27 protein-coding genes are annotated in these 26,778 nt (G+C 42.8%); 10 read left to right on the top strand and 17 right to left on the bottom strand.

The window, feature by feature from the left end; translation table 11 throughout:
* Positions 1-131: 131 nt before the first annotated feature.
* The gene (gene tsf / locus CYLST_RS15295) at positions 132-1,076 is read right to left on the bottom strand and encodes a translation elongation factor Ts (RefSeq protein ID WP_015208628.1); all 945 of its coding nucleotides are present in this window, start codon (positions 1,074-1,076) and stop codon (positions 132-134) included.
* 151 nt (positions 1,077-1,227) lie between these two features.
* Entirely contained in the window at positions 1,228-2,022 is a 795-nt protein-coding gene (gene rpsB / locus CYLST_RS15290; RefSeq protein WP_015208626.1) for a 30S ribosomal protein S2, read from the bottom strand.
* Positions 2,023-2,271: 249 nt separating this feature from the next.
* On the opposite strand from rpsB, the gene CYLST_RS15285 reads away from it, so the two are divergent.
* Positions 2,272-2,502, top strand: coding sequence for a hypothetical protein (locus CYLST_RS15285; RefSeq protein WP_015208625.1), 231 nt, complete (start codon positions 2,272-2,274; stop codon positions 2,500-2,502).
* Entirely contained in the window at positions 2,495-2,755 is a 261-nt protein-coding gene (locus tag CYLST_RS15280; protein ID WP_015208624.1) for a type II toxin-antitoxin system RelE family toxin, read from the top strand. Before CYLST_RS15285 ends, CYLST_RS15280 begins: the two co-directional genes overlap by 8 nt.
* 189 nt (positions 2,756-2,944) lie before the next feature.
* On the opposite strand, the gene CYLST_RS15275 is transcribed toward CYLST_RS15280, so the two are convergent.
* Both CYLST_RS15275 and CYLST_RS15270 read right to left on the bottom strand, forming a co-directional pair.
* Positions 2,945-3,679: a hypothetical protein gene (locus CYLST_RS15275; protein WP_015208623.1), complete on the bottom strand. Its 735-nt coding sequence runs from the start codon at positions 3,677-3,679 to the stop codon at positions 2,945-2,947.
* Between the two features lie 212 nt (positions 3,680-3,891).
* Positions 3,892-4,875: a glycosyltransferase family 2 protein gene (locus CYLST_RS15270; protein WP_015208622.1), complete on the bottom strand. Its 984-nt coding sequence runs from the start codon at positions 4,873-4,875 to the stop codon at positions 3,892-3,894.
* Positions 4,876-5,047: 172 nt separating this feature from the next.
* Between CYLST_RS15270 and CYLST_RS15265 the strand changes: the two genes are divergently transcribed.
* On the top strand, positions 5,048-6,250 hold the full coding sequence (locus tag CYLST_RS15265; RefSeq protein ID WP_015208621.1) for an argininosuccinate synthase: 1,203 nt from the start codon (positions 5,048-5,050) through the stop codon (positions 6,248-6,250).
* A gap of 55 nt (positions 6,251-6,305) precedes the next feature.
* On the opposite strand, the gene CYLST_RS15260 is transcribed toward CYLST_RS15265, so the two are convergent.
* Complete coding sequence (locus tag CYLST_RS15260) at positions 6,306-6,935, bottom strand: DedA family protein (protein ID WP_015208620.1); 630 nt, start codon at positions 6,933-6,935, stop codon at positions 6,306-6,308.
* Positions 6,936-7,431: 496 nt separating this feature from the next.
* On the opposite strand from CYLST_RS15260, the gene CYLST_RS15255 reads away from it, so the two are divergent.
* Positions 7,432-7,785 (top strand): STAS domain-containing protein, encoded by a 354-nt coding sequence (locus CYLST_RS15255; RefSeq protein ID WP_015208619.1) that lies wholly within the window; start codon positions 7,432-7,434, stop codon positions 7,783-7,785.
* 207 nt (positions 7,786-7,992) lie between these two features.
* Here CYLST_RS15255 and CYLST_RS15250 read toward each other — a convergent pair whose 3' ends face one another.
* Positions 7,993-8,553: an Npun_F5560 family protein gene (locus tag CYLST_RS15250; RefSeq protein ID WP_015208618.1), complete on the bottom strand. Its 561-nt coding sequence runs from the start codon at positions 8,551-8,553 to the stop codon at positions 7,993-7,995.
* Positions 8,554-8,750: 197 nt separating this feature from the next.
* The gene (gene rpsF, locus CYLST_RS15245) at positions 8,751-9,077 is read right to left on the bottom strand and encodes a 30S ribosomal protein S6 (protein ID WP_015208617.1); all 327 of its coding nucleotides are present in this window, start codon (positions 9,075-9,077) and stop codon (positions 8,751-8,753) included.
* A 172-nt stretch (positions 9,078-9,249) separates the two neighbouring features.
* Between rpsF and CYLST_RS15240 the strand changes: the two genes are divergently transcribed.
* The gene (locus tag CYLST_RS15240; protein WP_015208616.1) at positions 9,250-10,023 is read left to right on the top strand and encodes a fumarylacetoacetate hydrolase family protein; all 774 of its coding nucleotides are present in this window, start codon (positions 9,250-9,252) and stop codon (positions 10,021-10,023) included.
* A 3-nt stretch (positions 10,024-10,026) separates the two neighbouring features.
* On the opposite strand, the gene CYLST_RS15235 is transcribed toward CYLST_RS15240, so the two are convergent.
* Together CYLST_RS15235 and CYLST_RS15230 are read right to left on the bottom strand one after the other, a co-directional pair.
* Positions 10,027-10,506 carry a Tic20 family protein gene (locus tag CYLST_RS15235; RefSeq protein ID WP_015208615.1) on the bottom strand — a complete coding sequence of 160 codons (480 nt, stop codon included), beginning with the start codon at positions 10,504-10,506 and terminating at the stop codon, positions 10,027-10,029.
* Positions 10,507-10,587: 81 nt separating this feature from the next.
* Positions 10,588-10,785 carry a hypothetical protein gene (locus tag CYLST_RS15230; protein ID WP_015208614.1) on the bottom strand — a complete coding sequence of 66 codons (198 nt, stop codon included), beginning with the start codon at positions 10,783-10,785 and terminating at the stop codon, positions 10,588-10,590.
* A 547-nt stretch (positions 10,786-11,332) separates the two neighbouring features.
* Here CYLST_RS15230 and glyA point away from each other — a divergent pair.
* The 4 genes from glyA (at position 11,333) to CYLST_RS15210 (ending at position 16,283) form a co-directional block, all read left to right on the top strand.
* Positions 11,333-12,616, top strand: a complete 1,284-nt coding sequence (gene glyA, locus CYLST_RS15225; RefSeq protein ID WP_015208613.1) for a serine hydroxymethyltransferase — start codon at positions 11,333-11,335, stop codon at positions 12,614-12,616.
* A gap of 138 nt (positions 12,617-12,754) precedes the next feature.
* Positions 12,755-13,801 (top strand): glycosyltransferase family 4 protein, encoded by a 1,047-nt coding sequence (locus CYLST_RS15220; protein WP_015208612.1) that lies wholly within the window; start codon positions 12,755-12,757, stop codon positions 13,799-13,801.
* Positions 13,802-14,015: 214 nt separating this feature from the next.
* Positions 14,016-14,771, top strand: coding sequence for a Uma2 family endonuclease (locus tag CYLST_RS15215; protein WP_015208611.1), 756 nt, complete (start codon positions 14,016-14,018; stop codon positions 14,769-14,771).
* A gap of 261 nt (positions 14,772-15,032) precedes the next feature.
* Entirely contained in the window at positions 15,033-16,283 is a 1,251-nt protein-coding gene (locus CYLST_RS15210) for a competence/damage-inducible protein A (protein ID WP_015208610.1), read from the top strand.
* Positions 16,284-16,846: 563 nt separating this feature from the next.
* On the opposite strand, the gene CYLST_RS15200 is transcribed toward CYLST_RS15210, so the two are convergent.
* From CYLST_RS15200 to CYLST_RS15185, 4 genes are all read right to left on the bottom strand, one after another.
* A complete protein-coding gene (locus tag CYLST_RS15200) occupies positions 16,847-17,326 on the bottom strand; it encodes a hypothetical protein (protein WP_015208609.1) in 480 nt (159 codons plus the stop codon).
* A 190-nt stretch (positions 17,327-17,516) separates the two neighbouring features.
* On the bottom strand, positions 17,517-19,181 hold the full coding sequence (locus CYLST_RS15195; protein WP_015208608.1) for a hypothetical protein: 1,665 nt from the start codon (positions 19,179-19,181) through the stop codon (positions 17,517-17,519).
* Positions 19,162-19,491, bottom strand: coding sequence for a type II toxin-antitoxin system RelE/ParE family toxin (locus CYLST_RS15190; protein WP_015208607.1), 330 nt, complete (start codon positions 19,489-19,491; stop codon positions 19,162-19,164). The genes CYLST_RS15195 and CYLST_RS15190 overlap by 20 nt, the downstream gene beginning before the upstream one ends.
* Positions 19,475-19,765 (bottom strand): type II toxin-antitoxin system Phd/YefM family antitoxin, encoded by a 291-nt coding sequence (locus tag CYLST_RS15185; protein WP_015208606.1) that lies wholly within the window; start codon positions 19,763-19,765, stop codon positions 19,475-19,477. Before CYLST_RS15185 ends, CYLST_RS15190 begins: the two co-directional genes overlap by 17 nt.
* A gap of 233 nt (positions 19,766-19,998) precedes the next feature.
* Here CYLST_RS15185 and CYLST_RS15180 point away from each other — a divergent pair, with 233 nt between their 5' ends.
* Complete coding sequence (locus tag CYLST_RS15180) at positions 19,999-20,793, top strand: LmeA family phospholipid-binding protein (protein WP_015208605.1); 795 nt, start codon at positions 19,999-20,001, stop codon at positions 20,791-20,793.
* A 95-nt stretch (positions 20,794-20,888) separates the two neighbouring features.
* On the opposite strand, the gene CYLST_RS15175 is transcribed toward CYLST_RS15180, so the two are convergent.
* From CYLST_RS15175 to CYLST_RS15160, 4 genes are all read right to left on the bottom strand, one after another.
* Positions 20,889-22,280 carry a UDP-glucose dehydrogenase family protein gene (locus tag CYLST_RS15175; RefSeq protein ID WP_015208604.1) on the bottom strand — a complete coding sequence of 464 codons (1,392 nt, stop codon included), beginning with the start codon at positions 22,278-22,280 and terminating at the stop codon, positions 20,889-20,891.
* A 164-nt stretch (positions 22,281-22,444) separates the two neighbouring features.
* Positions 22,445-23,383, bottom strand: a complete 939-nt coding sequence (locus CYLST_RS15170; RefSeq protein WP_015208603.1) for a UDP-glucuronic acid decarboxylase family protein — start codon at positions 23,381-23,383, stop codon at positions 22,445-22,447.
* Between the two features lie 381 nt (positions 23,384-23,764).
* Positions 23,765-25,918 (bottom strand): cation:proton antiporter domain-containing protein, encoded by a 2,154-nt coding sequence (locus CYLST_RS15165; RefSeq protein WP_041233116.1) that lies wholly within the window; start codon positions 25,916-25,918, stop codon positions 23,765-23,767.
* Positions 25,919-26,067: 149 nt separating this feature from the next.
* Entirely contained in the window at positions 26,068-26,724 is a 657-nt protein-coding gene (locus tag CYLST_RS15160; RefSeq protein WP_015208601.1) for an HAS-barrel domain-containing protein, read from the bottom strand.
* Between the last annotated feature and the right edge of the window lie 54 nt (positions 26,725-26,778).

The following is a 26,778-nucleotide window of genomic DNA, read 5'->3' as shown; positions in this document are numbered from 1 at the left end:
CCCCAATAAAATACAGGCCAGCATAGTTTGCTTGACCTGTCTTAAAACAGTTATTAGTCAAGAGTCTATAGCCCATAGTTAAAACCATAATTCTTAACTAAATGACTAACGACTAATGACTAATGACTAATTTACTTAGTACCCATTTGTGCAGCAACTTCGTCAGCAAAACTAATTTCTTGCTTTTCAATGCCTTCACCTAGCACAAAGCGCGTAAAGCGGCGCACTTGGATGTCTTCGCCTATTTGATTCTTCACTTGCTTCACCAAGTCTTCTACCGAGATACTTTGATCGCGGATGTAAGGTTGATCTAGCAGAGTCAACTCTTTCAGGCGTTTATCAATCCGCCCCTGAACAATCTTTTCCTTGATGTTTTCTGGCTTATTTGCCAAATCATCCCGGCCCATTTCAATATCTTTTTCTTTTTGGGCTACTTCGGCAGGGATTTGGTCTAAGCTCACATACTCGACATTTGGACAAGCCGCAACTTGCATCGCCGTGTTCCGTGCCAAGGTTTGGAACTCTTCGTTAACAGCTGCTGAATCAGTTTGAGAGTTCAGTTCTATCAATACACCAACTCGACCGCCAGTGTGAATGTAGCTTTCTACTATACCTGATGTGCCTTTTGCGATCGCAAAATTGACAAAGCGCCGCACCTGAATATTTTCTCCCAGGGTAGCAATAACTTGCTTAATCGCTTCGTCTACGGTAACGCTGGCATTTTCAATATAGGGTTGAGCCAGTAAAGACTCCACACTATCAGCCGTTGCAGCTTGCTTGGCTAGGCTCTTAACTAAAGCTTTAAAAGCATCATTCCGGGCAACGAAATCGGTTTGGCAGTTGATTTCTATGAGTACACCCACCTGGCCACCTGGCTTAATGTAGGTATCCACTAGACCTTCTGCCGCAATGCGATCGCTTTTTTTACCTGCCGAAGCGATGCCCTTTTGTCGTAGCCAATCTCCGGCTTTTTCTATATCGCCGTCATTTTCTTTCAGCGCTTTTTTGCAGTCCATCATGCCAGCACCAGTTTTTCGGCGTAGCTCTTGGACGAGTTTTGCAGATATTTCCGCCATGTTGCCTCAATTCCTAACTTGACCTCGAGTTGTAATCGCTCACGGGTGTTGAGTATTTCTATCTTACTCAGGAGAATGAAAAGTATGAAGGATGAAGTGACTTCGATTTTTACTTCATCCTTCATTTTTCATCCTGACATCCGACAGTTACTTATGCTTCTTCTTCTTCTTCGCCGTCGGGAATCAGCGCGTCAGTATACTCCGTTTCTTCGTAGTCGTACTCATCGCCTTCGTATTCTTCGTAATCTTCTTCGCCTTCCAGCTGACCGTGACGGCCTTCATAAATGGCATCCGCCAATTTGCCGACAATCAGCTTAATTGACCTAATGGCATCATCATTAGCTGGGATGGGAATATCAACTACATCTGGGTCACAGTTTGTATCTAACATAGATACAATCGGAATTCCCAGTTTTTGGCATTCTTGAACTGCGTTGTACTCGCGCCGTTGGTCTACAATCACCACGACATCGGGCACTTTCCGCATGGTTTTAATGCCGCCCAAGTATTTCTGTAGCTTTGCCATCTCCCGACGCAGCATCGAAGCTTCTTTTTTCGGCAATAAGTCTAGGGCGCCGGTTTCTTCGCGGCGTTCCAAATCTTTCAGCCTGTCTGCTCTGGTTTTGATGGTCGCCCAGTTGGTCAGCATTCCGCCTAACCAACGTTGGTTAATGTAGTGAGAACCACAACGGCTGGCTTCTTGAGCGATAATTCCGGCTGCTTGGCGCTTAGTGCCAACGAACAGGAATTTCTTACCCTGTTCTGATTGCGATCGCATATAGTTATACGCCGCATCCATCAATTGGGCAGTTTGCACCAAGTCGATGATGTGTACACCATTGCGGGAAGTGTAGATGTAGGGGGACATCTTCGGGTTCCAACGTCGGGTTTGGTGCCCAAAGTGAACCCCTGACTCCATCATTTGAGCCAATGAAACAACTGGCATATTTTTTAACTCCGATTCGGGTTAAACCTCCACCCAGGCGTATCTCCCATAAGGAAACACCCGAATTCCCGGATGTGCGAGATTAATGAACTTATCTAGGGTAGCACAATTATGTTGACTTTTAAAGTAAATTTGGATTTGCTGAGTGATAACGGGTTTAGTCTCAGTAGCTTTTGTAGCGAATTAGTAAGCTTTAGATTATTAGTGATTATTAAATTATAATTTGATTAAAAGCTAGTTTATTTTTTTATGGAAACAACAAATATTCGTCAACAAGCAAAAGATTATATTGATCGTCTTTCCGCCGAAAAATTAGTAGTAGCCACTGATTTTTTAGCTTATTTAGCTGAACGTGAAATTAATGAAGCGACAGAAGAATTATTAAATATTCCCGGATTTAGAGAAGCATTTGCAAAAGCTAAGAAAGATGTAGCCGAAGGTAAAGTAACTGATTGGCGTAGTATTAGAAACGATGTATAGCGTAAAACTATCGCCCGATGCAGAAGAATTTTATGCCGGCGTTGATAAATCATTAGCCAAGAAGATAGCTAGATGTTTTGAAATATTAGAAAAAGAACCTCGCAATTATCCTAATATAAAACCTTTGAGAGGTGAGTTATCAGGTTATTATCGTTATCGTGTAGGTGACTATCGAGTAATTTATGAAATTGACGATGAACTCAACCAAGTGACGATTATTTTTATTGAACATCGAAGTAGAGTTTATGACTAATTCGGAGCTTCAAACTAGGGAATTATTATGATATTTGGTAATTGTCTATGTGGTTTCTATGTATTACATAGTATTCAAGTTTGATGGAACTTATTTTATTATTAAAACTTATATCTAAACTCTATTCTGAAAACCTCACTAAAAAAAGGGATGATTGAGGTTTGTAGTAAATCAGTCTTCTGCATATTTTTATTTTTCAAACCCTTGGCCATGTTTATAGGATTTAGGCTCAAATCTAACAAAAAATATAATTGTCTTATAAAAGACCATTTTTATGGTAACTTTATCTAAGTTTTGCCATATTTGATAAATAAATATATCTGGATTTGCTCCTTTTTTTTCTAATTCAGAATTTTCAAAAACTTGAGACTGAAACATGAGATATTCATAATCTGGACTTAAAGGTAAATCTCCCATAAGAAAATTAGGACTTTGTACTGTACAATCTCCTAACCATTTATCTTGATATTTTGATTCGTAGTGGTAAAGCCCACGAGCAATAGATTGTATTACATTATCAATTCTATCTCGGTCATAGCTTACCTGCGCTGTTTCATAAGGAATAATAAGACTTCCTACTTTTTTTTGAACTTGTACACGTCTTGATCTAGAAAAAACTGTTTTAGCTATGCTTAAATTATTTTTCTCTAAAGTTTTAAACCATTTAGATTTTAAAATAGTAAATGCAATCTCAGTATCTGCATTTAATATTAAAAATATGGCTGTATACTCATCATCTTTTGCTCGTGCAGTATTATGTTTTTTACATGATGGTACAGTTAGAAGATTTTTCTTGTAATCAGGGCTTCCATCAGGCAAATATTCTTTCCCAGGGAAAAAACATTCAGGTGGTATATGTTCTCTACTATTTGAAATTTCATTACAACAGTAACATTTAGCTTTTCCTATTTTTCCACGTCCCATTGATTAAAATTCCTATTTTTCTAGCCTAGATTAGATTAGGATACTAGGAATAATGAATACTAGAGTAGGATTACTGAAATTAGTAACGTCCTAATATCAAAGACTTTTACTCTGGTGTGTTTGCATACTCAAACCCTGCTAATTCGTATTATCTCATTATATCTCTTGCCTTCCTCTCTCCGCGCCTCTGCGTCTCTGCGTGAGATAACTCTTTATTCTCCTTTCCCCATCTCCTGATAAGCCGCGTAAACACCCTTGACGTTATACCAATTCAGAAAAATTCGCGCAATTTCCAAAGCCAACTGCGGCTTACCCAAATCAATCAACCATTGCAAAAAAGGAGCCATCGTCCTTTCATTCAACGCGCCATTAAGCGAAAGAATGCCCCAAAGTAAGCGATGAAACCATGTCATTTGAATCATCATTTTTACTTCCCAAGTGGGATGTTTTTGATAAAACAAAACTCCCATGCGTCCGCGTTGAATTTCTTGATCAATTAGACGAGGAATTTGTGCTAAATTAAATGGTGGATGCCAATGATAACCGACAGCTTCAGGACATTTAATTAGTTGTAAACCTAGCTTTTTTAGCCTGACGCCTAGTTCTAAATCTTCCCAGCCATAAAGTTGAAAGCCTGTGTCGAATAATCCCGCTTTTTCTAACCAATGTTTGGGAATGGCGACATTACCAGTAGCAAAGAAGGCGGCGGAAAAATCTGTGATTTTATAGGGTTCGGCGGTGGGGTTGTCAAAATTAGCAGTGTTAATGACTGCACCGTAGGTAAAAAAGCGATCGCATCCCAACTTCTCTTCTCCCCGCACCAACGCCTCAAAATGCGATCGCAGAAAGTTTTTCAGCACCACCAAATCGCTATCAATAAAAATAATTGTGTCTCCCAGCGCCTTCTCTACCCCCAAATTTCGCGCCGCAGCGGGGCCAGCATGATCTTGTTGAAAGCTTCGCACATGGGGAAATTCTTCTTTATTAGTCGCTAACCACTCCAATGTGCCATCAGTAGAGCCATCATCTACCAAAACTATTTCATAACCTTGGAGAGACGTTTCATGAAACGTCTCTACATCACTCAAATCCTGCATTTCCAAGGCACGGAGGCACTTAGACAAAATCGGCTGGCGATTGTAAGTTGGTATCACAACGCTGAAAAACACAGTCTCACCCACAACACTTTTACTCATCTCCAGGATAGGACAAATAAATCACTGTCAGGGTTTCCTCAAAGATTAGAGTGTAGATTAATAGTTTTCTCCTGGTACCCAATCCCCAGATGGCGTTGCATAGAGAAAGTATACAGGGGTTACTTTAGATATAATAATGACTCATTCTTTGTTTTCCTGAGTGGAGAAATTAATGGGTCGCGCCAAAAAGGTTGTCCTGGCATATTCTGGTGGAGTTGATACTTCTGTTTGCATCCCCTACCTGATCAAAGAGTGGGGAGTTGATGAGGTGATTACACTTGCAGCAGATTTAGGTCAGGGAGATGAATTAGAGCCAATTCGAGAAAAAGCGCTGAAATCGGGTGCAAGTGAATCTCTGGTGGCGGATGTCAAAGACAGCTTCGTTAAAGATTACGCTTTCCCAGCGATTCAAGCTAATGCTCTTTATGAAAATCGCTATCCTCTAGGAACTGCCCTAGCTCGGCCGCTGATTGCCAAAATATTAGTAGAAGCTGCGGCAAAATACGGTGCTGATGCGATCGCACACGGTTGCACTGGCAAGGGTAATGATCAGGTACGCTTTGATGTCTCCTGTGCCGCTCTAAATCCCAATCTGAAGATACTCGCACCAGCAAGGGAATGGGGCATGAGTCGTGAGCAAACCATCGCCTATGGTGAGAAATTTGGCATCCCCGCACCAGTCAAAAAATCCTCTCCCTACAGTATTGATAAAAATTTGCTCGGTCGGAGCATCGAAGCTGGTTCGCTGGAAGATCCAGCCGTCGAACCACCAGAAGAAATTTATCAAATGACTAAAGCGATCGCCGACACACCCAATGAGCCAGAATACATTGAAATCGGCTTTGAAAAAGGTCTTCCTACCACGCTCAACGGTACAGCCAAAAACCCAGTTGAATTAATTGAACAACTCAATCAGGTGGTAGGAAATCACGGCATTGGGCGAATCGACATGATTGAAAACCGCTTAGTGGGCATCAAATCGCGGGAAATATACGAATCACCTGCCATGTTGGTGCTAATTCAGTCCCACCGCGATTTAGAAAGCCTAACTTTGACAGCTGATGTCAGCCACTATAAACGGGGACTAGAAGAGACTTATACGCAACTTGTGTACAACGGGCTGTGGTACAGTCCACTCAAAGCCGCATTAGATGCCTTCATTCAAAAGACACAAGAGCGAGTGTCTGGAGTTGTGCGGGTGAAACTTTTCAAAGGCAATGCCACAATAGTCGGTCGTTGGAGTGATAAATCCCTCTACAGCCCCGACTTAGCAACCTACGGCGCAGAAGACCAATTTGACCATAAGGCAGCTGAAGGCTTTATCTACGTTTGGGGGCTACCAACGCGGATTTGGGCACAGCAAACTAGAGGCTAGTCAATTCTGGATTTTGGATGAATTGAAAATCCAAAATCCAAAATCCAAAATCCCACTACTCACCAGCTTGATGCTTAACTTGGCGGGACTCCCACCACAGGGGCACAACGATCACGGCAATTAAAATTAGTAATGCGGCGATCGCAAATTGACTCACCCAGGCAACCAACTGCTCTAGGGAGATAATTCTGCCAGCAAAGAAAGCTAATGTCACCATCGCACTAGCCCAAGCACTGGCCCCTGCCAAGTTGTATAAAAAGAATTTTCCAAAGGACATTTCAGCTATCCCAGCTAGTGGTGCCGCAAAAATTCTTAATAAGGCGAAAAAACGCCCAAAAAATACAGCTTTACCAGCATTTTCACTAAATTGATCTTTAATACTCAGCAGTCGAACTTCAGAAATCCGGAAGAGACTACCAACTTTTAACAGGAAAGGCCAACCGCCTACTCTCCCAATCCAATAACCGCAATTGCCGCCAATTACAGCACCAGCAACGGCATCACCGAGAACCAGCCAGTAGTTTAGTTCATCGCTACCAGCGAGGAAACCACCTACTAGAGTCACGGTTTCACCAGGAAGAGGAATGCCCAAATTTTCTAGCAAAATTCCCAAGAAAATTGCCCAATAGCCGTAACTGTGGGCAACTTCCTGGATATTTTCTAGTGAAATCAGCTCAAAAGACATTCCGCACCGCCACCTTTACAAATTTTTACTTTTACTATATCTTTGCTTGTTTTTGCTTGGGGTGTCAATCAAGCCACTACACGGACTCATTAGTCTTTAATCGAAGTTGACACGTTCCACGGCTGAAACCAATAATCTTTAATCTATGTTAACTGTTGAATTTTGACTATTGACTATTAGCTAATCAGCGTTATTTACCACAAAAGTTGATTTATTGTCGGCTAAATTCAAAAAATTTATAAATAATTTATAAAAAGCCAAGATTTTTATAAATATCTTGTAAAAGATAACTTTGATACCGAAATTACCAGGCACTTGTGCCTATACTGGGTTAAATATCATAAATTATACGGCATAAATACTGAAACAAAAGCTAAATTGCATTACGCAAAGTCCCAATACATTTGGATAAAACGGTAATTTCGCCGTTGAAACAGAAGCAGCATTGATGTCAAATTTTCTTTTTGTTAAGTGTATCAACTACTCAGTTAAATTTATGACTCTGACACAAGAACGCCAAGTGATTTTGTTCGAACCCCAAGGAGCTATAGACTTACAGGGTGGTATGGCTTTGAGCGAAAAGATGGCTGCAATAAAGCCCCAAGCCGATCAACTCTGGGTTATCGATCTAGCGGCAGTGGATTTCATGGATAGCTCTGGACTAGTCCCCTTGGTAATAGGACTCAAAGCCGCACGCCAGAGTGGTTGTCGCTTAGTTCTTTGCAACGTACAAACCCCTGTACGATTGATTTTGGAACTTACCCAACTGGATTCAGTGTTTGAAATTTTTAACAGCGAGGAAGATATCTTATCTATCGTTAAGGATAACAATTTTGTGCTAGCAGACTAAATTTTTATACCATCTATATAAAGTATGGCGAGACCGACTAGCAGTTTTGCCGACGGAAATGACACACGAATATAGCATGGAGAGGAATTAATTCCTATGAGTTCGCAGCCCCCGCAATTTATTTTAGGGACTGCGGACTACAATTTTTTAGTAGCAAATTTCAGGAGCTTATCGGCTAATTGTTTAGATTGCACCACAATCATATCTTTAGGCATTCTGGGGAGTAGACATATTACTTTGTCCAGATGCCGTGCGGGGAAAGTTTGGCAAATCAATGCCGCTATGAGTAGTATGCCGGGTTTTTACTGCTAAACGGTAACTCACGCTTTGCAGCTCAGCCTGTAGTTGGCGATTTTCCCGTTGTAGCACTGTCACCTTTTCTCGCACTGGAGCCATACGTTCCTCAAACTTACGGCGGTAAATTTGCGGTAACTCCTGTACTACTTGCTCCAACATCCGACTGCGATCAGTGAGTTCTTGCACTGACTGGCGCAATTGGTAAATTTCGGCGTCACGAACTGTAATTTGCTCTTGGTAGAACGTCACCTGCTGTTCAACAGCTTGGAGTTGTTCTCGTAAAGCCTGCAACTGACTCAGATCCCGCTCTGGCTCCGAGCGCTGGGGCATGAAATTAGTATTTCCTTTTACCAGCCGGAAGAGTTCTTGAGATAGCTGCTGTACTAATTGATCGCGAAGTTGCAACTCTTGGCGCAACTGCGATACTTCCGTAGAAAGAGCTTGGATGTTGGGGGTGTCAGATTGGCTCACAGTGGCTTACAGCTCTCTTGGTATAACTGCGATGATACTGCCTTTGGCAAGTACTTGTTAATTTAGCATTCCCATCTGCAATCAGGAAAAAGTCATCAAGAAATTTTTTGGATTTTTATCTAACTTAGTTTTGAGTACTGAGTTGTGACACTCAGCACTCGTTACTCGTTACTCGTTACTCAAAACTCAGCACTGTCCTAGACGGTTGCCGCAACTTTAGCTGGTTTTTCTTCGTGGACTTCTTGCTTAACTGTTAAATAGCGAATCACTTCTTCGCTTAATCGCATAGCCCGTTCTAATGGAGCGATCGCTTTTGCGGGTGCCGTGTAGTTGAATTGGATGTAGATGCCATCCCGGTGCTTTTTGATTTCATAAGCAAGACGACGCTTGCCACGATTTTGAATTTGGATCTCCTCAGATCCTTGTTCACGGAGCAAGCTTTGGTATTTAGTAATTGCTTGCTCTACCTGCTCGTCTCCCAAGTCAGGGCGCAGGATGTACATTGTCTCGTAAACTGTCGTCATGGTTTTTAGTTTCCTTATGGACAAATTGGCTGCTGATGTTAATTTATACAAGCATGGTAATATACGATACCAGCACCCATCAACATCGGAAGCAACAAGGAACTATAATCTTACCAGTTTTCAATTTGAATGATTAGCCAAATCTGCCAAAGTAAGGATATTAATCAAGGTTATGGCGCAACGCTATTTGCGAGTTCAAAATCAAGAAGGACAGATTTACTATGGGTTACTACAACCATCCCTGAATGTGGAAGTGTTGGATGCTCCACCTTGGTTGCATGGCCAACCCACTGATTTAATCTTGGAACCAAATAATTACCAAATTCTGGCGCCTTGTGCGCCCTCAAAAATTGTGGCGGTAGGCAAGAATTATGCAGACCATGCTGCTGAAATGGGAACTTCTGTGCCTGCTGAACCATTGCTCTTTCTGAAGCCACCTACATCTATCATCGCCTCAGAGACGGAAATTAAGTATCCTCGCCAGTCGCAACGGGTAGATTATGAAGGAGAGTTGGCAGTCGTGATTGGCTCGAGCACCTGTGACTGTACACCAGAGTTAGCCCAAACCAAAATTTGGGGTTATACCATCGCCAATGATGTGACAGCGCGGGATTTACAAAAACAAGATGGTCAATGGACAAGAGCCAAAGGTTTTGATACTTTCTGTCCCTTGGGGCCTTGGGTGGTAAGGGAATTAAATCCAGGAGCCAAATTGCAGACTTTTTTGAATGACGACCCGAACCCAGTGCAATCTGCCTGTATCGATCAGATGGTGTTTCCCCCAGACTTTCTGGTGTCCTATATCAGTCAAGTGATGACGCTGTTGCCAGGGGATGTAGTGTTAACGGGTACGCCCTTTGGAGTTGGTGCATTGCACTTAGGCGATCGCGTGCGCGTAGAAATTGAAGGTATCGGCCGCCTAGAAAATACCGTGGTAGCCCGTTAACCTCTAGCGCACTTGCATATGCACAGCATCAGAAATCGCCGGAATTTCCGCATAACGCCCGCTCAGTGACTGGATAACAGAATATACCACAGATGCTACTACGCCTAAAAAGATAGTGTTAGCTACCGTTTCTATTGCAAATCCCGCACCAGGAATCGGCACCAAAATTTTCAGCAGTATGGAACACAAAAATATAATGATGTCCAAAAGTATTGCCTGCATAGCGTTGAAACGGATGAAGTGACTTATTTTTTCGTTTCTTACCACCAAGAGGAATAAAGCGAAGAACGCGAGCAGTTGACCAATTTGTCCTATGCTATCGTAAATTGCTTTCACCGGTAGCAGGGGCAAAAATAGCAATTGCAGTGGCGGAAACTGTGCCAACAAAATGCTACCGAATACTAGACCATCAATTAGGGGTAGTAAATAAGGTAAGCAAGCAAAAAGTCGGTCGGAAACTGTTGTAGACCCGCGCCAAGTCATCGTGCGTTCTCCTGTGGTGAAATTTCAACGTTTACTTGAGCCTAGGATAACGCAGTTGCTTGGTCTTGCTCGCAAATCAGATTATTCTATATAAGCAATGCGGAAACCCATCATACACTTATACTGGTTCGGCTGCTGTTCAGTGAACTTGCGAATAGCTTGACCACAGCGGAGTTGACCACCACGCCAGCGGGGTTGACCGCTCCCGTCGGCGAGTAGACAAGATTGGCAAACCTGCTCAGGGGCAAGGATTTGATCGTCCATTAAAATGACTAGCATCTAATCCCTCCGTAAATCCTTATTGCTACCCACATTCCACTTCGGAGAGAACACGCTTGGTAGACACCCAAAGAGCAGAGTCAGGTAGGATAGTCGCTGGCTGCGGGTCGTCAACTCCTGCGATTTTATCTGGCGGAACATGCCAATAAAACAACCAAAGCCCTCTTGTTGGCAAAAATGTGGGCAATAGCTTTCATATTGCTAAATACACCTTAATTCATTGTATGTTGTATATCTTGGAACAGAGGATATTAGTAAAAAATAATACATAAATTCTTACACAATGTTTTAGCAGAGGCAGCCAGATCGATCGCATCCCCGTTAAGTTAGTGAGAGGGAATGTCAAACTTGATATTCTCTGCGAAGAAGCTCGATGATCATTAACGCATTAATTAGGCTGGTATCTAATAATAAATAAGTCACCACCAATCAACGTCAATAGTCAGCAGTCCAAAAAACATTGAACTATCGACTATCAGACGGTTACTTCGGTGCTGCACCTAACTAAAATCTACCCATTGTCCAAATTTCCATAAGGATAGTTCCAGTGACCAAGACTAACTCAGACTTTCTTACATCCTCTGATCCTGCGATTGGGGAGTTAATTAACCAAGAACTACAGCGTCAACGTGACCACTTAGAGTTGATTGCTAGCGAAAACTTTACCTCTGCCGCTGTGCTGGCGGCCCAAGGTTCTGTACTGACAAATAAGTATGCTGAAGGGTTGCCTGGTAAACGCTACTATGGCGGCTGTGAGTTTGTTGATAAAATTGAGCAACTGGCGATAGACCGAGCCAAACAACTGTTTGGTGCTGCTCATGCCAATGTACAACCCCATTCTGGGGCACAAGCGAATTTTGCCGTCTTCTTGACACTGCTGCAACCAGGGGACAAAATCATGGGGATGGATTTGTCTCATGGGGGACATCTCACCCACGGTTCACCAGTAAATGTTTCGGGTAAATGGTTCCAAGTTTGTCACTACGGCGTTAACCAGCAAACAGAACAATTGGATTATGATCAAATTCGCGAGCTGGCGCTAAGGGAGCGTCCTAAGCTGCTGATTTGTGGTTATTCAGCTTATCCCCGTGTCATTGACTTTGGCAAGTTTCGCAGCATCGCTGATGAAATCGGTGCTTACTTACTGGCGGATATTGCTCACATCGCTGGTTTAGTGGCTTCTGGTCTGCATCCCAATCCAATTCCTGATTGTGATGTAGTGACAACAACGACTCATAAAACTTTACGCGGCCCTAGGGGTGGTTTAATCTTGACCCGTGATGCAGAACTCGGTAAAAAGCTAGATAAATCAGTTTTCCCTGGTTCTCAAGGTGGGCCATTGGAACATGTTATTGCTGGTAAGGCAGTAGCTTTTGGCGAAGCTTTGAAGCCAGAGTTCGCCACCTATTCTGCTCAAGTGATTGAAAATGCCCGTTCCTTGGCAACTCAACTGCAAAACCGAGACTTAAAACTAGTGTCTAATGGCACTGATAACCATTTGATGTTAGTGGATTTACAGTCTATTGGCATGACGGGTAAGCGGGCAGATCAGTTGGTGAGTGGGATAAATATTACGGCCAATAAAAATACAGTTCCCTTTGATCCCCAGTCGCCCTTTGTTACTAGTGGTCTGAGGTTGGGTTCTCCAGCTATGACTACGCGGGGCTTGGGAGTTGCAGAATTTGCGGAGATTGGGAATATTATTGCCGATCGCCTGCTTGACCCTGATTCTGACACAGTTACCCATGATTGTCGGCGACGGGTGGCAGCATTGTGCGATCGCTTCCCCTTGTATTCTCACCTAGAAATTCCCGTACCAGTGCTAGCTTAAGCAATTTGAGATTTGAGATTTTGGAAAGCGTCTAAAATCTCAAATTCCGATGCTGATAACTGACCCAAATGTAGTAGATATAGGTAGAAACTGCCCTCACCCGCTTTTGTCTAGCAAACTACTTAGAAAAAAATACTGATGCCTGCTCAGATTTATCATCTGATTGCCTTCCTAGTCGCCGCAGTAGTCGTTCTCTGGACTACCCCTGATGTCAAAAACATTGGTATCAAAAGCGGACGAGTAGATCAACCAGGCGATCGCAAAGTTCATCAACGTCCGATGGTTCGCCTGGGAGGAGTTTCTATCTTCGCAGGTACTTTTGCCTCCCTATTAATTGTCTGGTGGTTAGGCGGATTTGGCAATTTGTCACTAGAAAAAGAATGGCAAATTTGGGGTGTTATTTTAGGAGGTGTGGGCTTTTTTCTCATCGGTTTAGCAGACGATTTATTAAACCTCTCTCCCCTAGGACGCCTGCTAATGCAAGTGATTGTGGCATCTGCTGCATGGAAAGCAGGCGTAAGTATAGATTTTATTAGCGTTCCCACAGTCGGCATAGTTAACCTAGCAGGGCTAAGTTTACCAATCACAATCATTTGGCTGGTGGGGATGGTCAATGCCATTAACTGGATTGACGGTTTAGATGGATTAGCCGCTGGCGTATCTGGAATTGCCGCTGTAGTGATGTTGGTGGTATCCCTGTTTATGCGCCAACCAGCAGCAGCCCTAATTGCTGCCGCTTTGGCAGGTGCCGCCCTAGGTTTTCTCCGCTATAATTTCAACCCCGCACAAATTTTTATGGGAGATGGCGGGGCTTATTTTATGGGGTTCACCCTAGCCGCTGTCGGTGTAATTGGTTTAGTGAAAATCCCTGCTTTCACTGCTGTGTTATTGCCCTATCTAATTTTGGCAGTCCCAATTGTTGATATGTCAGCCGTGATTTTAGCGCGGTTACGTCGGGGCAAATCGCCTTTTGTGGCGGATAAAAGCCATTTGCATCACCGTCTGCTACAGGCAGGTTTGTCCCACAGATTAACAGTTTTGTTTATTTACTCTTTAACTCTGTGGGTGGGAAGCTTGGCTTTAGCTATTGCTGGCATCCCTAGTGGCATTACTTACGCCTGTGCCGCCACCTCACTTTTAAGTTACGCTATCTGGCGAGTATGGAGACTTTCTCGACAGTCTTGATTTTCGTTAAAACTACACCATCAAAACTCACAATAAAACCACTGAATTTATTTAGGACAAAAAAGGAAATATGTATTTTTATCCCCCCAGCGCTGATAATAAAGCGTCCTTTTGACAAACTGTGTGAATTTATTCAGCGGTTTCCCAATGCCAATCCCACGGGAAGCGCAATGAAGATAAAATTAAAGCATAAATTTAAATTCATGCTGTGTTTATGGCAACCCAACTCCGTGAAGCCAAATCCCTAACTGAACTGGTAATCTCTTGGGAAGCGTTGCCCAACGATTTTCAATTAGAGGATGAACCAGTGGAGAATACCGGTCAACCACTTTTAGCTGGTGCCTTGCGTGAAAGCCTAGAGATTAGTGGATTCATCAAACCCCAGATGTTGATCGCCTCAAATTTTGGTCTTTGTGCAACCGTCAACGAGCAATTTATTATCAAAGCACCTGACTGGGTTTATGTCCCATCAGTTAAAGAATTTTTGGGAAATCGCAAAAGTTATACACCCCATTTAGAAGGTGAGATTCCAGAAATTGTCATGGAATTTCTCTCCGACACAGAAGGGGGTGAATATTCAGTAAAGCGAACTTATCCACCAGGAAAATGGTTTTTCTACGAGCAAATTTTGCAGGTTCCCATCTACATTATTTTTGAACCAGATAGCGGTTTATTGGAATTTTATCAACTAGAAAATAGACGCTATGAGTTAAAGCAACCCGATGAAAACGGCCGTCATTGGGTTGAGACAATGGGCTTATTTTTGGGAACTTGGCAAGGAACAAAAGAAACTCGCCCTGGTTATTGGTTGCGCTGGTGGGATGAAGCGGGGAATTTGTTACCTTGGGCTGTGGAACAAATTGAACAAGAACGCCAACGTGCTGAACAAGAACGCCAGCAAAAAGAACGATTGATTGCTTATTTACAATCTCAAGGTATTGACCCGAATAATTTGCCCCCGTTGGAGTAAAAACATAGCAATTATATAGGAATCCAGTTTGATTCCTGAAAAGGGATTTAAATAAAAAACCTTACATAATCAGGACTTACTCACAGGACAAATTTATCCTTTTTTCAGGCAGTTTAAATAGTTTTTTAATACGTCTCTTGGCCCACCCTACAGGTAGGATTGCTTCCCAGCATCAAAAAAGCCTAAAAAGAGGGTAAATTTTTATAGTGCGTAAGTCCTAAAATCATAATTTTTCCTAGCAATTAACCATTCCTAAATCCGATGAGTTCAGAAATTATTTGTGTTGGTACTGAAATGCTGCTAGGAGATATCCTCAACAGCAATGCTCAATATCTTGCCCAGCAGTTAGCCCAGTTAGGCATCCCCCACTACTATCAAACTGTGGTTGGGGATAATCCAGAAAGACTCAAGCAAGTTATAGAAATTGCTGCTTCCAGAGTACAAATTCTTATTTTTACCGGTGGTCTTGGCCCCACACCAGATGACCTCACTTGTGAAACTATCGCCGATTTTTTTGGTGTCCCCTTGGTAGAAGACCCAGAAGTTATCGAAGATATAGCTGAGAAATTCGCTCAACGCGGTCGGGAAATGACGCCAAGCAACCGCAAACAAGCCTTAATTCCCCAAGGGGCAAAAGTTTTACCCAACCCCACAGGTACTGCACCCGGTATCATTTGGCAACCCCGACCAAATTTAACAATTTTCACCTTTCCCGGTGTTCCTAGTGAAATGTATCGGATGTGGGAACAAACAGCAGTCCCCTTTCTTAAAAGTCAAGGTTGGGGTCAGGAAATTATTCACAGCCGGAGTTTAAGATTTTGGGGAATTGGTGAATCTGCTTTGGCGGAAAAAGTCTCGGCTTACCTGAATTTACTTAATCCGACGGTAGCACCTTATGCAGGTAAGGGAGAAGTCAGGCTGCGAGTTTCTGCTAAAGCAACTTCAGCAGCAGCCGCAGAGGAATTAATTGCACCAATTGCCAAACAACTTATAGATATTGCAGGTTTAGATTATTACGGTGCTGATAATGAAACCCTGGCTTCTGTGGTGGGTAAGTTGTTACGGATATCAAGGGAAACCTTATCGGTGGCTGAATCCTGCACTGGTGGCGGTTTAGGGCAAATGTTGACAGAGATTTCTGGTAGTTCTGAATACTTTTGGGGTGGGGTAATTTCTTACGATAATTCGGTAAAGGTTGGTTTGCTGGGGGTTAACCCAGAAGATTTAGATAAATTTGGGGCTGTGAGTGCGACTGTAGCTGAACAGATGGCCATTGGGGTAAAAACCCGTCTCTCGACTACTTGGGGATTAAGTATTACGGGAATTGCTGGCCCGACTGGGGGAACTGATGAGAAGCCGGTGGGTTTGGTATATGTCGGTTTAGCGGGGCCAAAGGATGAAGTGACCAGTTTTGAGTATCGCTTTGGGACTATCCGGGGACGTGCTTTAACTCGTCATGTGAGTGCAAATGCAGCTTTGGATAATTTGCGCCGGCGGTTGTTGACGAGGTAGGGGATAGGCGATGTCTATGACGGGCTTCGCCTACGCATTTTACCCGTAGCGTGCGTTCCCTAACGCACGAATTACCACTTTTAATCAACTAGTCACGCTGGTTGAGGCATTTGGATTTTCTCTATCACGGATGCTTGGTTTATTTATTTATCTTATTTTTAAATAGAAAATTATATATTAAACTAAAAATAATCAAGCTGTAGCTGCAAAATAAAGCAATACTAACACTAGTAAACGCAGGAATATTGAAGAATTTAATCAGCCATTGAATCACAATTATAGCTACAATGCTAAAAATAAAACTAGCTATAAAAGCTACCAAATTTTTGGGCAAAATATTCTCCTATTTATATTTGATGTAGACTTAACTTACTAATAGTTTGTTGAGTCTCTCAAATACAGTCATAAATGTTACTGATAAACCTGGCTAATCAGTTTATTCGGATTAATTTAAGATTTTAATTAAACCTGTTGGCAAGTTTAATCATCTCCAATCCAAAAGGTAGTAATAGTGAATCTGCACCTTCTGCTACCTATCAAGTACTTGTAACCGTTTCAAATTTCTAACGTCTCTTCACTAGCGTTACCACTGGTTTATCAGGGTTATTCAGATTTAGATGATAAACTGTTATCGGTACATTTGAGCGGTTACGCTCTTTAAGAGTAATCAGAAATGTAGCATTTCTTTTAGTTTTTTGGACTACTTGGTAAATAATCTGACCTTGAATTTTTTGAACATTATTCAGTTTTTTCATATAGCGATAATTAGATTGAGTAATACATAAAACTGCTGTACCATCCTGAAAATGCACCACAGTTAAAAAATATTCTTTTCGATTAGTAATAAAATGCTTTCTGGTGAGTAAATCTGCTGTATCAACTGCTGGCATTTTGAAATTATCTGATGTTCTTTCGTATGTACGACAGTTACCATCATAGAATGGTGTACCAGCCGATACGGATTGAGAGAAGTATGCATATGTTAATGCAAATATAGAAAAATTGACTAAGGCAGTTTTTAAAACCTTGCGAAACTTGGACATCTTGTTGATATTCTGTTTTAGTAATAGTGTAACGCACCAATTTGTTTAAATAAAATCGGTTAAGTGCTAAATAAATTTAATCAATGTCAATATCTTTTTAGATAGTTGGGGGATGATGTAGGGCGATCACACTTCTGTAGTGTTGAGAAAGCGGATCGCTTGATTAGCTTATTCCATAGAAATCCTACCTTCATTTAATGTCGCTAAACAATAAATAATTTAACTTTTGGTTAATAGCTTCTATGACATTAGATTCTTCAGGTGTAATTACCCCATCTAAATTAGCAATTTTTTCACATTGGGCTAGTAAAGGTACAGCAAAATCACTATTAATTTGCTCAAGTAATCTTTCTAAAGATGGTGGTGATTTGATGTGAGTGGCAATTTCCTCAATTGAGGCAGGGCTAAGGTTAGCAGCTTGTAATTCTGGCAAAATATCCTCCCAAGATTTATCTGGATTACCTGCTAACACAACATGAACTAGAATTTGATCCATGATCTTCTCTTGAGAAATAGCAGCTTCGAGATATTTTTCGCTCTCTGCTTGAGCATCTATCAAGGTTGCTTCTAAAGTTAATGGATTCTGCTTTGCCTCATAAAATTTACAAGCTGCATAACCTAATGCATAGATCATTACTGCATTTGAACTAGCACCAATTACTGCTCCTGCAACTGGCAGGTTTCGCAACAAACCCAAACCAGCTTTAATTGCTGTTTTTCCACCTAATCCTAAACCAAAAATTGCCACTACTTCACCTTTCCGCTCTGAATTTTGTAAATCCAGCCCATAGGCAGCAGCAATTTGATAAACTAACTCCGCCGATAATGCAGCTGTAGCAGCCCAATCTACTGCAAACATTAGTGCTGCTTGTCCTGGTACAACACTACTAACAAGCCCTGTTCCTCCTGCTTCAACAGCTTTTCCTAGCATGAGATGATGGGCGATCTCTGCTGGTTGTTCATTTGGATATTTTTGCTGTAAATCTCTGACTATAGCCTCGGCTTTAACCAAATCAACCTGTTGAATTAAAGGATTCAACCAGTCCTTATTTAGAGATTTGACCGCTGTTTGCAACTGGGGATTATTACCAACAATTGCTAGTGCTTGCCCTACTATTTGTGTTGCTTGTAAAGCTGCGCCACCAATAGCCCCACCGATGCCTACAGCAGCCCCTGCAACAACTTGTCCAGCTTGAACAGCAGCGCCGCCAACTGCTCCAGCGGTTCCTGCTATAGTCCCACCAATACCTTCAGCAGCTCCTACAACAGCGCCGCCAACTGTTCCCGCAGTTTCTGTTATGGCCCCACCGATGCCTACAGCAGCCCCTGCAACAGCTTGTCCAGCTTGAGCCGCAGCCCCGCCAACTGCCCCGGCGGTTCCTGCTATAGCCCCAAACAGCGAATTGAAAAAAGATGGTTTTTGAACAGATAATTTACCGTCTGTTTGAGGTAGTGACAAAGAGGAATTGAGTTTTACTTCTAACTCAAATTCTTGTTGCCAATCTGGAAAATCTTCTCCTGTCTCTCTTCCATATATTTTGACTTTTGTAATAGATTGAATATTTAAATTCATTAATGCATCACGAATCAGTGGAACTAATGATTGCTGCTCTGGAACTTTGGCCGATTCCAGCATTATTTGTAGACAATCTTGTTTTAGAGTGGTTTTTGTCTTAATACTGGGCGAGTTTAACCACTCATTTACCAGAGTATTAATCGCATCTGTATCACCCTGCTTTGCAAGTTCTATAGTATTTGGCTGTGTCATTGTCAGTAGTGGTGAGAAGTTTATACTTTCTTCAAGTATTCCCACTTCTAAGCGACTAATAACACTATCATTCGTCCTTATCAACATCATCAGTCGTCAAGAGTGCTTGTGAACTATGGCGCACATAAAGCACATAAACAGTGTCATCCCGAATTGCGAACAAAATCCGGTAGGTACTTCTTGACTTCCCATAAAAGAGTTGGCGTACTTCCTCAGAAAATACTTCACGTTCTGAAACTAATGCACAGCGACGAGGTTTTTCCTGAAGAGAGGCGATTGCATTCATCAATCCTCTAAACCATTGATCTGCATAGGCTGGGTTGTAATCTCTCAGCCACAAATATGCTGCCTCAATTTGAGCATCCGCAGCCTCGGTTGTTCTAACTTGAAATGCCATATTTTTGCTGCATTTCTCGCTCAAATTCTTCAACAGGTCTTGTCTTACCTGCGTCTATATCCTCTAACCCCTTTCTAATTCCCGCAATTGTTTCCAACTGTTCCAGCAGTTCCAAAAGCTTCTGATACGACTCAGCATCCTGAACAACCAACTCTGCTTTACCATTTACAGTTAGTACAACAGGTTGTCCCGTTTGCTTCATCTGCTGAAGAAATTCAGATGTGTTGCGCTTGAAGCTAGAAAGAGAGTGAATATCTCGAATGATGTTTAGCATTGCTTTGATTATGCATTTAATTTGCACTAAATTAAATGTTATCAAATTTAAAACATTCTATTTGCCCTAAATTTAATGCTTTTCAGCAAAAATATGTCATATCCGATACAGGAAGCTATCAACCATCAGTTATCCTACTCTGACCCATCAGCAGAACCTATTACGGGATCGCTTGCAGTATTGTTCATAGTTTGTTACAAAAGTACAAAGAACTTCTAGAGAGCCAAAACCTAATGTTCGGCGGACTTACTGGTTTAACAGATCCCAAAGGCACTGATTGGGGAGAGCGGATGCTCAATACAGTCGCTAGCCAAACGATTCGCCACCTGTTTACCCAAAGCGAGTCAGTAGAAGTCTTTGTGCGCTGCTATCCCTCCAGCAAACTGTTGCAAGGCAGCATTGACAGCTTTAAAATGAGCGGACGTGGCTTGGTGATTCGGAGAGATTTTGCAGTTGAGGAGATGTCTTTTGAAACTGATGCGGTTGCCATTGATTTTGGCTCGGTGATGAGTGGCAAACTCAACCTCAAGCAACCCACCCAAGCGGTAGCCCAAGTGATTCTATCAGAATCGGGCATTAATGATTCCTTTAGGGCGGAACTGGTAAAGAAGCGCTTGCTTAACCTTTCTGTCCCAGCCTTGACGGCATTATCTGGGGGTGAACCTGTTTCTTTTACGGAAGTCCAAGTCAAGTTATTGCCACAAAATCGTTTGCATCTTGTAGCAAAGGCGGATTTAAACAACGGCGAACTCATCCCCCTGAGTATGACTGTTGGTATCAGCATTGAAAGACGGCGGCGGGTTTCTTTTAAAGACCCGAAAATTGAACTTGATCTGGTGCCTGAAGCGCAACGAGAAATTTCTCAAACTTTGAGCGTGGCGTTGGTGGAAATTTTGGATAATATGGTCGATTTAGATCGCTTTGACCTCGATGGGGTGAAAATGCGTCTCAACCGTTTAGATACTGAGGGACAAAAGTTAATTTTTAGCGGCTATGCGGAGATAGAACGGATTCCCCGTACTCCTTGAAATGAAAAATCAATTAAACGCCGCCTAGAAAAATCTAGGCGGCGGTTTAATTTTTTGGGTATTTGATTAAAAATTAAAAAACTAATTCTTAATTTTTAGCGTCCTACACCTACATATTGGAATCCAGCCTGTACCATTGCTTCGGGATTAAGGAAGTTACGACCGTCGATGATGACGGCATGGTTCATTAATTTTGCCATTTTCTCATAATCTAAAGTGCTGAATTGCTGCCATTCGGTGACGAGTACTAAAGCATCGCAGCCATCAGCTAGCCGTTCGGCATCAGTTTCTACTAGCACGCCAGAAATACCATGACGCAGACCTGTTTGGGAAACGATGGGGTCGTAGGCTTTGACTTTGGCTCCCAGTCGGTTTAGTTGCTCAATCAGGTTGAGTGCTGGGGCATCGCGCAAATCGTCGGTATCGGGCTTGAAGGTGAGTCCGAGTAGTCCGACGGTTTTGCCTTTGAGAATTTTCAGGACTTGCTGGAGTTTTTCTAGAGCAATTAGCCGTTGGCGTTCGTTGACGCTGACAGCGGCTTTCATTAGCTGGGCTTCGTAGCCGTAATCATCGGCGGTGTGAATCAGGGCGGAGACATCTTTGGGGAAGCAGGAACCACCCCAACCAATACCAGCTTGTAAGAATTTGTTACCAATACGAGAGTCTAGACCGATGCCTTTTGCTACTTGAGTGACATCAGCACCGACGCGATCGCAAATATTCGCAACTTCGTTAATAAAACTAATCTTAGTCGCCAAAAAAGCATTAGCAGCGTATTTGATCATTTCTGCTGAACTCAGGTCTGTGGCCAGAACTGGAACAGCGGCTAAAGACTTATCAGCAGCGTACTCACGCTCAACAATTGGGGCATACAGTTCTTTCATTAAGGCGATCGCTTTTGGACTATTACCACCCAACACAATACGGTCGGGGTTAAAGGTGTCGTAAACAGCCGAACCTTCACGCAAAAACTCTGGATTGCTAATTACGTCAAAGTGGGCAGCTATCTCAGGCAATTTCTCGTCAATCACTGCCCCACCTGCGGGTACTAGTGTTTTCTGGCGTTCAGCGATGCCATCCAAAACAATCATCCGCACCCAATCACCAGAACCAATAGGCACTGTAGATTTATTCACGATCACTTTATAACCACCGTTGAGATTTTCCCCAATCCCACGGGCTACAGCTTCTACATAACGGGTATCACTTTCACCAGTAGGTAAAGGGGGCGTTCCCACTGCAATAAACAGAATTTCCCCGTGGGCGACTCCAGCTGCTAAATCTGTGGAGAACTCGATTTTCCCAGTATTAATCGCAGATTGCATAATTTCTGAGAGTCCCGGCTCGAAAATTGGGGACTGCCCAGACTTCATTAATTTGACTTTTTCTTCGTTGTTATCTACACAAATTACATCATGCCCGATATGAGCCAAGCAAGCACCTGTCACTAAACCAACGTAACCAGTACCAATTACGCAAACACGCATTTTGTTTAATTCCTCAATTTTTTTCGGGTTATTCTGCAATTAGAAACTTTCAGCATGAAATCCACAGACAGGAGGGAAACCCCCGTTACCAGAGTCTAGGCTACGAAGAGAGCGAGACTGCACGGAGATTCAGAGCAGCCTTAAGCAGTCAGGAATAAGCCTGACTACTTGATCTCGTTTTGGATACGCTCGCGGAAATCTTCTACTGTCAGTTTTAACCCTTCTTGCAGAGGAATGGTAGGTTCCCAATTTAACAAGGTCTTTGCTTTTGTGATATCCGGCTGACGACGACGGGGATCATCAGAAGGTAATGGCTCAAACTGGATCTGCGCCTCTGGGTTAATCAAGTTTTGTACTGCTTGGGCCAATTCTAAAATGGTGTATTCACCAGGATTTCCCAGATTCACAGGGCCGATATAGTCACAATTCATCAGGCGGATAAATCCTTCTACCAAGTCAGAAACGTAGCAGAAACTACGGGTTTGGGAACCATCACCGTAAACTGTTAAGGGATTACCCCGCAACGCTTGAACAATAAAGTTGCTCACCACCCGCCCATCATTTTCTAACATCCTTGGCCCGTAGGTGTTAAATATCCTGACTACCCGGATATCGACTTTATTTTGTCTGTAATAGTCAAATGTCAAAGTTTCAGCAATTCTTTTGCCTTCGTCGTAGCATGAACGTATCCCGATGGGATTTACGCTACCTCTATACTCTTCGACTTGGGGATGAACTTCAGGATCACCGTATACTTCACTGGTTGAAGCCAAGAAGAACCTGGCGTTGACTCGTTTAGCCAACCCCAGCATATTCATTGTTCCCAACACGTTAGTTTTAACGGTTTTGACTGGGTTGTACTGATAATGTACTGGGGAAGCAGGACAAGCTAGATGATAAATTTGATCCACTTCTAACCGAATTGGTTCGGTGATATCGTGACGGATCAACTCAAAGTATGGATGATCTAGCCATTTGAGGATGTTGCGTTTGTGCCCTGTATAGAAATTATCTAAGCATATTACTTCATGCCCAGCTTCCATTAGTCGGTCAATAAGATGGGAGCCAAGAAACCCAGCACCACCCGTCACCAAAATTCTCATAGTGTCCCAGTTAGTTACAGATATTTTCAGTAGCTATTGCGCTTGTTTTTAGATTACCCAACTTGGGTACAAAAATATATGACAAACAGGGACAAATAAAAAGGTATTTGTGGATTTACCAATTTTACTACAGATACAATTTTGTTATATTTGTCCGCCCTATCTGCATCATACAATTAGCAAAATAACAAATATTCTCTGATAATTGTCGGTCTTTCAGCTATAGTTCATCAAATCTTCAACAAGATAAACTGTTTTTACACTCATCACATTTCGTACTTAAAGTCCAAAATTTATAGAGTAAGCTAATAAACAATTGCGACCAATTGCGACATTAGCAAAAAGGCGAAATTAATGATATTCTCTGAGCTTTGCCTTTTTTTACACAACAATTTTGATGTTGGGAGTTCCAGTTGGCAGCATTACTGTTTGTGTGTGTTGCGGTTCTCCAAGGATGATCAGCGAGCAGGTGAGTTGCCCGGCTAACTGGGTAATGATATCGCTAGTTGCTAACCCTCCAGGGCTGGTACGGTTACGTGTAAAAGGTAATACCACTAAATCATACAATCTCGCTGCTTGCAAAATCGCTTGGGCTACATTTTCATGGGCGATGATTTGGATTTCTGGTGGATTGGGCAAAGCTAATTTAGACACTAAAAGGGAGAGATGCGATCGCCTAGCAGCGATTTTATTGGAACTGGTAAGGCGATGTCTACGACCAGCTTCGCTAACGTACACGTTCAGCACAGTTACTTGAGCTTGATTTGCCTCAGCCAGCATTTGGGCAAATTGTACAGGCTGTAAAGCAGGTGCAATTAAGTTTTCCAGCGGTACGAGGATGCGCTGAATTTTTTTTGGTGATTCCACTAGACGTGTCACAGCTACTGGACAATGGGATGCCCAAAGAACACTATCAATCACATTGCCAAATAAACGCGCTCGCAGTCCAGTGCGTTTACCCCAACCCATCACAATTAAACTCGCCTTTTGTTCGCGAGCTGCTCTGCTAATTCCCGGAGCGAAGGCATCATCGATTCGCAGCAATGGTTCTGTAGCCACGCCCAATCCTCGACTCTGGGCGGTGGCTTTTGCGAGTAACTCCTCACTGCGTTGCAGAGAGGTGGTGAACTGGGGGGCATCCATTCTAGCAGCAGCTGGTGCGATCGCTAGCGGCACAATTCTGCCATTAGACTGACGCGCCAATAATGCCGCCATTTCAATCAAATACTGCTGCGTCTGGGGATTGTAGACAGGTACGACTATAGTAAAAGTACTATTTGCTGCCTCTGGTTTCTGGTCAGACAGGGTGATTGGTGCTGACTCCTCAGCTTGCGAATTCGTCAAACCCACAGCTGCCTGATTGGTAATCAAAGGCCCCAAGGTTGATGTAACTAGCATTAAAACAATCACACTATTTAATACTTCTGCTGGCAGCAACCCAACCCGATAGCCCACTAAAGTTGCTGCTAAGGTCGCACCCACCTGGGGCATACTGAGCGACCACATCATTAGCATTTCTCGCCAGTTATAGCGGTAAACCAGTTTTGCTAACAAAGCTGCTATGAATTTACTGCCAATCAAACCAACTACAATCAAGAGCGTTAACTTGATTGTAGCTAGGCTGTTGACAAAAGCAGGCAGATCGATCAGCAAGCCAAGGTCAACAAAAAAAATGGGAATAAACAGCACGCTGCCCACAAATACCACCTTTTCTTTGACTGGCCCTTCGCCCACAGTTTCATTAACTGCCAAACCTGCTAAAAAAGCACCAACAATTTTTTCTACCCCAATTAATTGAGCGCCTACAGCAGCGAGAAATAAGGAAAGCAGCACAAATAAAAATTGGTTTCCCTCGTCGTCTCCAGACCGCCGAAAAAATTCTTTGCCTGCCCAATCAAAACCGATCAAAACAACAAAGGCGTAAATAGTTAACCAAGCCAACAAGGTGAGTAGATTTACCAAACTGAAGGAGCCAGTATGAGTAGCTACACATACGGCTAATACCAAGAGGGCGCTAATATCAGTAAAAATTGTGGCGCCAATTGTGACAGTAACAGCTTCGTTATTGATCACTCCCAAGCGACTAATAATGGGATATGCCAAAAGGGTATGGGAAGCGAATAAAGAGCCAATTAATATTGCAGCAGTCCAGCCAAAGCCAAAAATCCGCCCTACTAAGGTTCCCACCGCGAAGGGTACACTAAAGGTGAAGCTGCCAAACCCCAAGGAACGATTTTGCCGTCGGCGAAATAGTTTGATATCAACTTCTAATCCGGCTACAAACATTAAGTAAACTAACCCAATATCTGATAGCAGATTCATCATCGGCAAATTGGAATGGAATAAATTCCAACCTGATGGACCAAGTACTACCCCAGAGAAAACCAAACCTACTAATGCTGGTAGTCTTAGCCGCTCAAACAAAATTGGTACAACTAAAATGACCACCAGCAAAATAGCAAAGGGAACAATTGGTTCCTTGCCGAGAACTTGGGAGGTTGATTCCAAACCAAGAACTTGTGATATGGGTTCCATAGGTAGGATGATTGTTGGGGCGATGGTGAAGCGGCGATTACCCCGCAGGTAATCGCCTGATCTATATAAATAACTGTGAAAGCTACCCTGAAAACAACTCAAAAAATCTCAACTTACCCAATACAGGCGATTGTCAAGAAACTAACTGCCTATGGGTGGATTTGACTCAAAATAAACCGCAAGCGATCGTAATCGTCTTTCAGCAGCACACTCAGGTTACGTCCAGCTTTGATGAGCCATTGTCGGTCGGCTTTGCGTAATTGGTACACGGATCGAATGGCAGCTGCGGCCAAAGACTCTACTGGGGCACCATTGATCAAAAGTAACGTCCGTAAAAAATCTAGCTCTTCGGTGAACTTAATTATCGCTTCTGGTTCGCACCGATAAACAGCTTGATGTATTTGTGGAGGACGGGGTGGTAGATACTGATACACCCTTTGGTTATAACCTATATTATGGGTTGGTTGCTCAAATCCGACGATCGCTGCACGGAATTCAGTTTTGAGCATGGCAAAAATTTGGGGTTGTTCCTCGCGCAAGTTCTCCAAGGACAACCCCAAGGCCCTTGCCCGGTGTACAGAGTCTACAGGCATGGTTGTGGCATAATAGACCACAGCATAAACCTGATTGCCAGACTCTTCATCCACAGAACAGACCCAACTACCAAATGCTGGCATGGGCGGAAAACTCAAGTCTTCCGGTTCCAAACACTGTGCCAAAAATTCGGTAGTAGTGGTCTCGATCACCTCCGCAATGTGGTTAGGTTGGCGATCGCCAGTAGCAAACTGTGGCAGGGGCAGGCGCATAGTTATCATTAGTCCTTAGTTATTAGTCATTAGTCATTAGCCAATAGTCTTTTA

It is taken from the genome of Cylindrospermum stagnale PCC 7417 (assembly GCF_000317535.1).
In the GTDB taxonomy this organism is placed as follows: Bacteria; Cyanobacteriota; Cyanobacteriia; order Cyanobacteriales; family Nostocaceae; genus Cylindrospermum; species Cylindrospermum stagnale.
The sequence above is the reverse complement of the archived record's forward strand: the minus strand, read 5'-3'. Positions and strand labels throughout refer to the sequence as shown.

Bases quoted from the DNA above. Each gene is read 5' to 3' on its own strand.
- CYLST_RS15255 (WP_015208619.1), top strand. From the start codon at position 7,432: ATGACTCTGACACAAGAACGCCAAGTGATTTTGTTCGAACCCCAAGGA.
- CYLST_RS15275 (WP_015208623.1), bottom strand. From the start codon at position 3,679: ATGGGACGTGGAAAAATAGGAAAAGCTAAATGTTACTGTTGTAATGAA.
- CYLST_RS15200 (WP_015208609.1), bottom strand. From the start codon at position 17,326: ATGTCCAAGTTTCGCAAGGTTTTAAAAACTGCCTTAGTCAATTTTTCT.
- CYLST_RS15220 (WP_015208612.1), top strand. From the start codon at position 12,755: ATGCCTGCTCAGATTTATCATCTGATTGCCTTCCTAGTCGCCGCAGTA.
- CYLST_RS15190 (WP_015208607.1), bottom strand. From the start codon at position 19,491: ATGGCATTTCAAGTTAGAACAACCGAGGCTGCGGATGCTCAAATTGAG.
- CYLST_RS15240 (WP_015208616.1), top strand. From the start codon at position 9,250: ATGGCGCAACGCTATTTGCGAGTTCAAAATCAAGAAGGACAGATTTAC.
- CYLST_RS15165 (WP_041233116.1), bottom strand. From the start codon at position 25,918: ATGGAACCCATATCACAAGTTCTTGGTTTGGAATCAACCTCCCAAGTT.
- CYLST_RS15170 (WP_015208603.1), bottom strand. From the start codon at position 23,383: ATGAGAATTTTGGTGACGGGTGGTGCTGGGTTTCTTGGCTCCCATCTT.
- CYLST_RS15175 (WP_015208604.1), bottom strand. From the start codon at position 22,280: ATGCGTGTTTGCGTAATTGGTACTGGTTACGTTGGTTTAGTGACAGGT.
- CYLST_RS15280 (WP_015208624.1), top strand. From the start codon at position 2,495: ATGTATAGCGTAAAACTATCGCCCGATGCAGAAGAATTTTATGCCGGC.
- rpsF (WP_015208617.1), bottom strand. From the start codon at position 9,077: ATGACGACAGTTTACGAGACAATGTACATCCTGCGCCCTGACTTGGGA.
- CYLST_RS15185 (WP_015208606.1), bottom strand. From the start codon at position 19,765: ATGCTAAACATCATTCGAGATATTCACTCTCTTTCTAGCTTCAAGCGC.
- CYLST_RS15265 (WP_015208621.1), top strand. From the start codon at position 5,048: ATGGGTCGCGCCAAAAAGGTTGTCCTGGCATATTCTGGTGGAGTTGAT.
- rpsB (WP_015208626.1), bottom strand. From the start codon at position 2,022: ATGCCAGTTGTTTCATTGGCTCAAATGATGGAGTCAGGGGTTCACTTT.
- CYLST_RS15260 (WP_015208620.1), bottom strand. From the start codon at position 6,935: ATGTCTTTTGAGCTGATTTCACTAGAAAATATCCAGGAAGTTGCCCAC.
- tsf (WP_015208628.1), bottom strand. From the start codon at position 1,076: ATGGCGGAAATATCTGCAAAACTCGTCCAAGAGCTACGCCGAAAAACT.
- CYLST_RS15270 (WP_015208622.1), bottom strand. From the start codon at position 4,875: ATGAGTAAAAGTGTTGTGGGTGAGACTGTGTTTTTCAGCGTTGTGATA.
- CYLST_RS15235 (WP_015208615.1), bottom strand. From the start codon at position 10,506: ATGACTTGGCGCGGGTCTACAACAGTTTCCGACCGACTTTTTGCTTGC.
- CYLST_RS15285 (WP_015208625.1), top strand. From the start codon at position 2,272: ATGGAAACAACAAATATTCGTCAACAAGCAAAAGATTATATTGATCGT.
- CYLST_RS15195 (WP_015208608.1), bottom strand. From the start codon at position 19,181: ATGTTGATAAGGACGAATGATAGTGTTATTAGTCGCTTAGAAGTGGGA.
- CYLST_RS15215 (WP_015208611.1), top strand. From the start codon at position 14,016: ATGGCAACCCAACTCCGTGAAGCCAAATCCCTAACTGAACTGGTAATC.
- CYLST_RS15210 (WP_015208610.1), top strand. From the start codon at position 15,033: ATGAGTTCAGAAATTATTTGTGTTGGTACTGAAATGCTGCTAGGAGAT.
- CYLST_RS15160 (WP_015208601.1), bottom strand. From the start codon at position 26,724: ATGCGCCTGCCCCTGCCACAGTTTGCTACTGGCGATCGCCAACCTAAC.
- CYLST_RS15180 (WP_015208605.1), top strand. From the start codon at position 19,999: ATGTTCGGCGGACTTACTGGTTTAACAGATCCCAAAGGCACTGATTGG.
- CYLST_RS15230 (WP_015208614.1), bottom strand. From the start codon at position 10,785: ATGCTAGTCATTTTAATGGACGATCAAATCCTTGCCCCTGAGCAGGTT.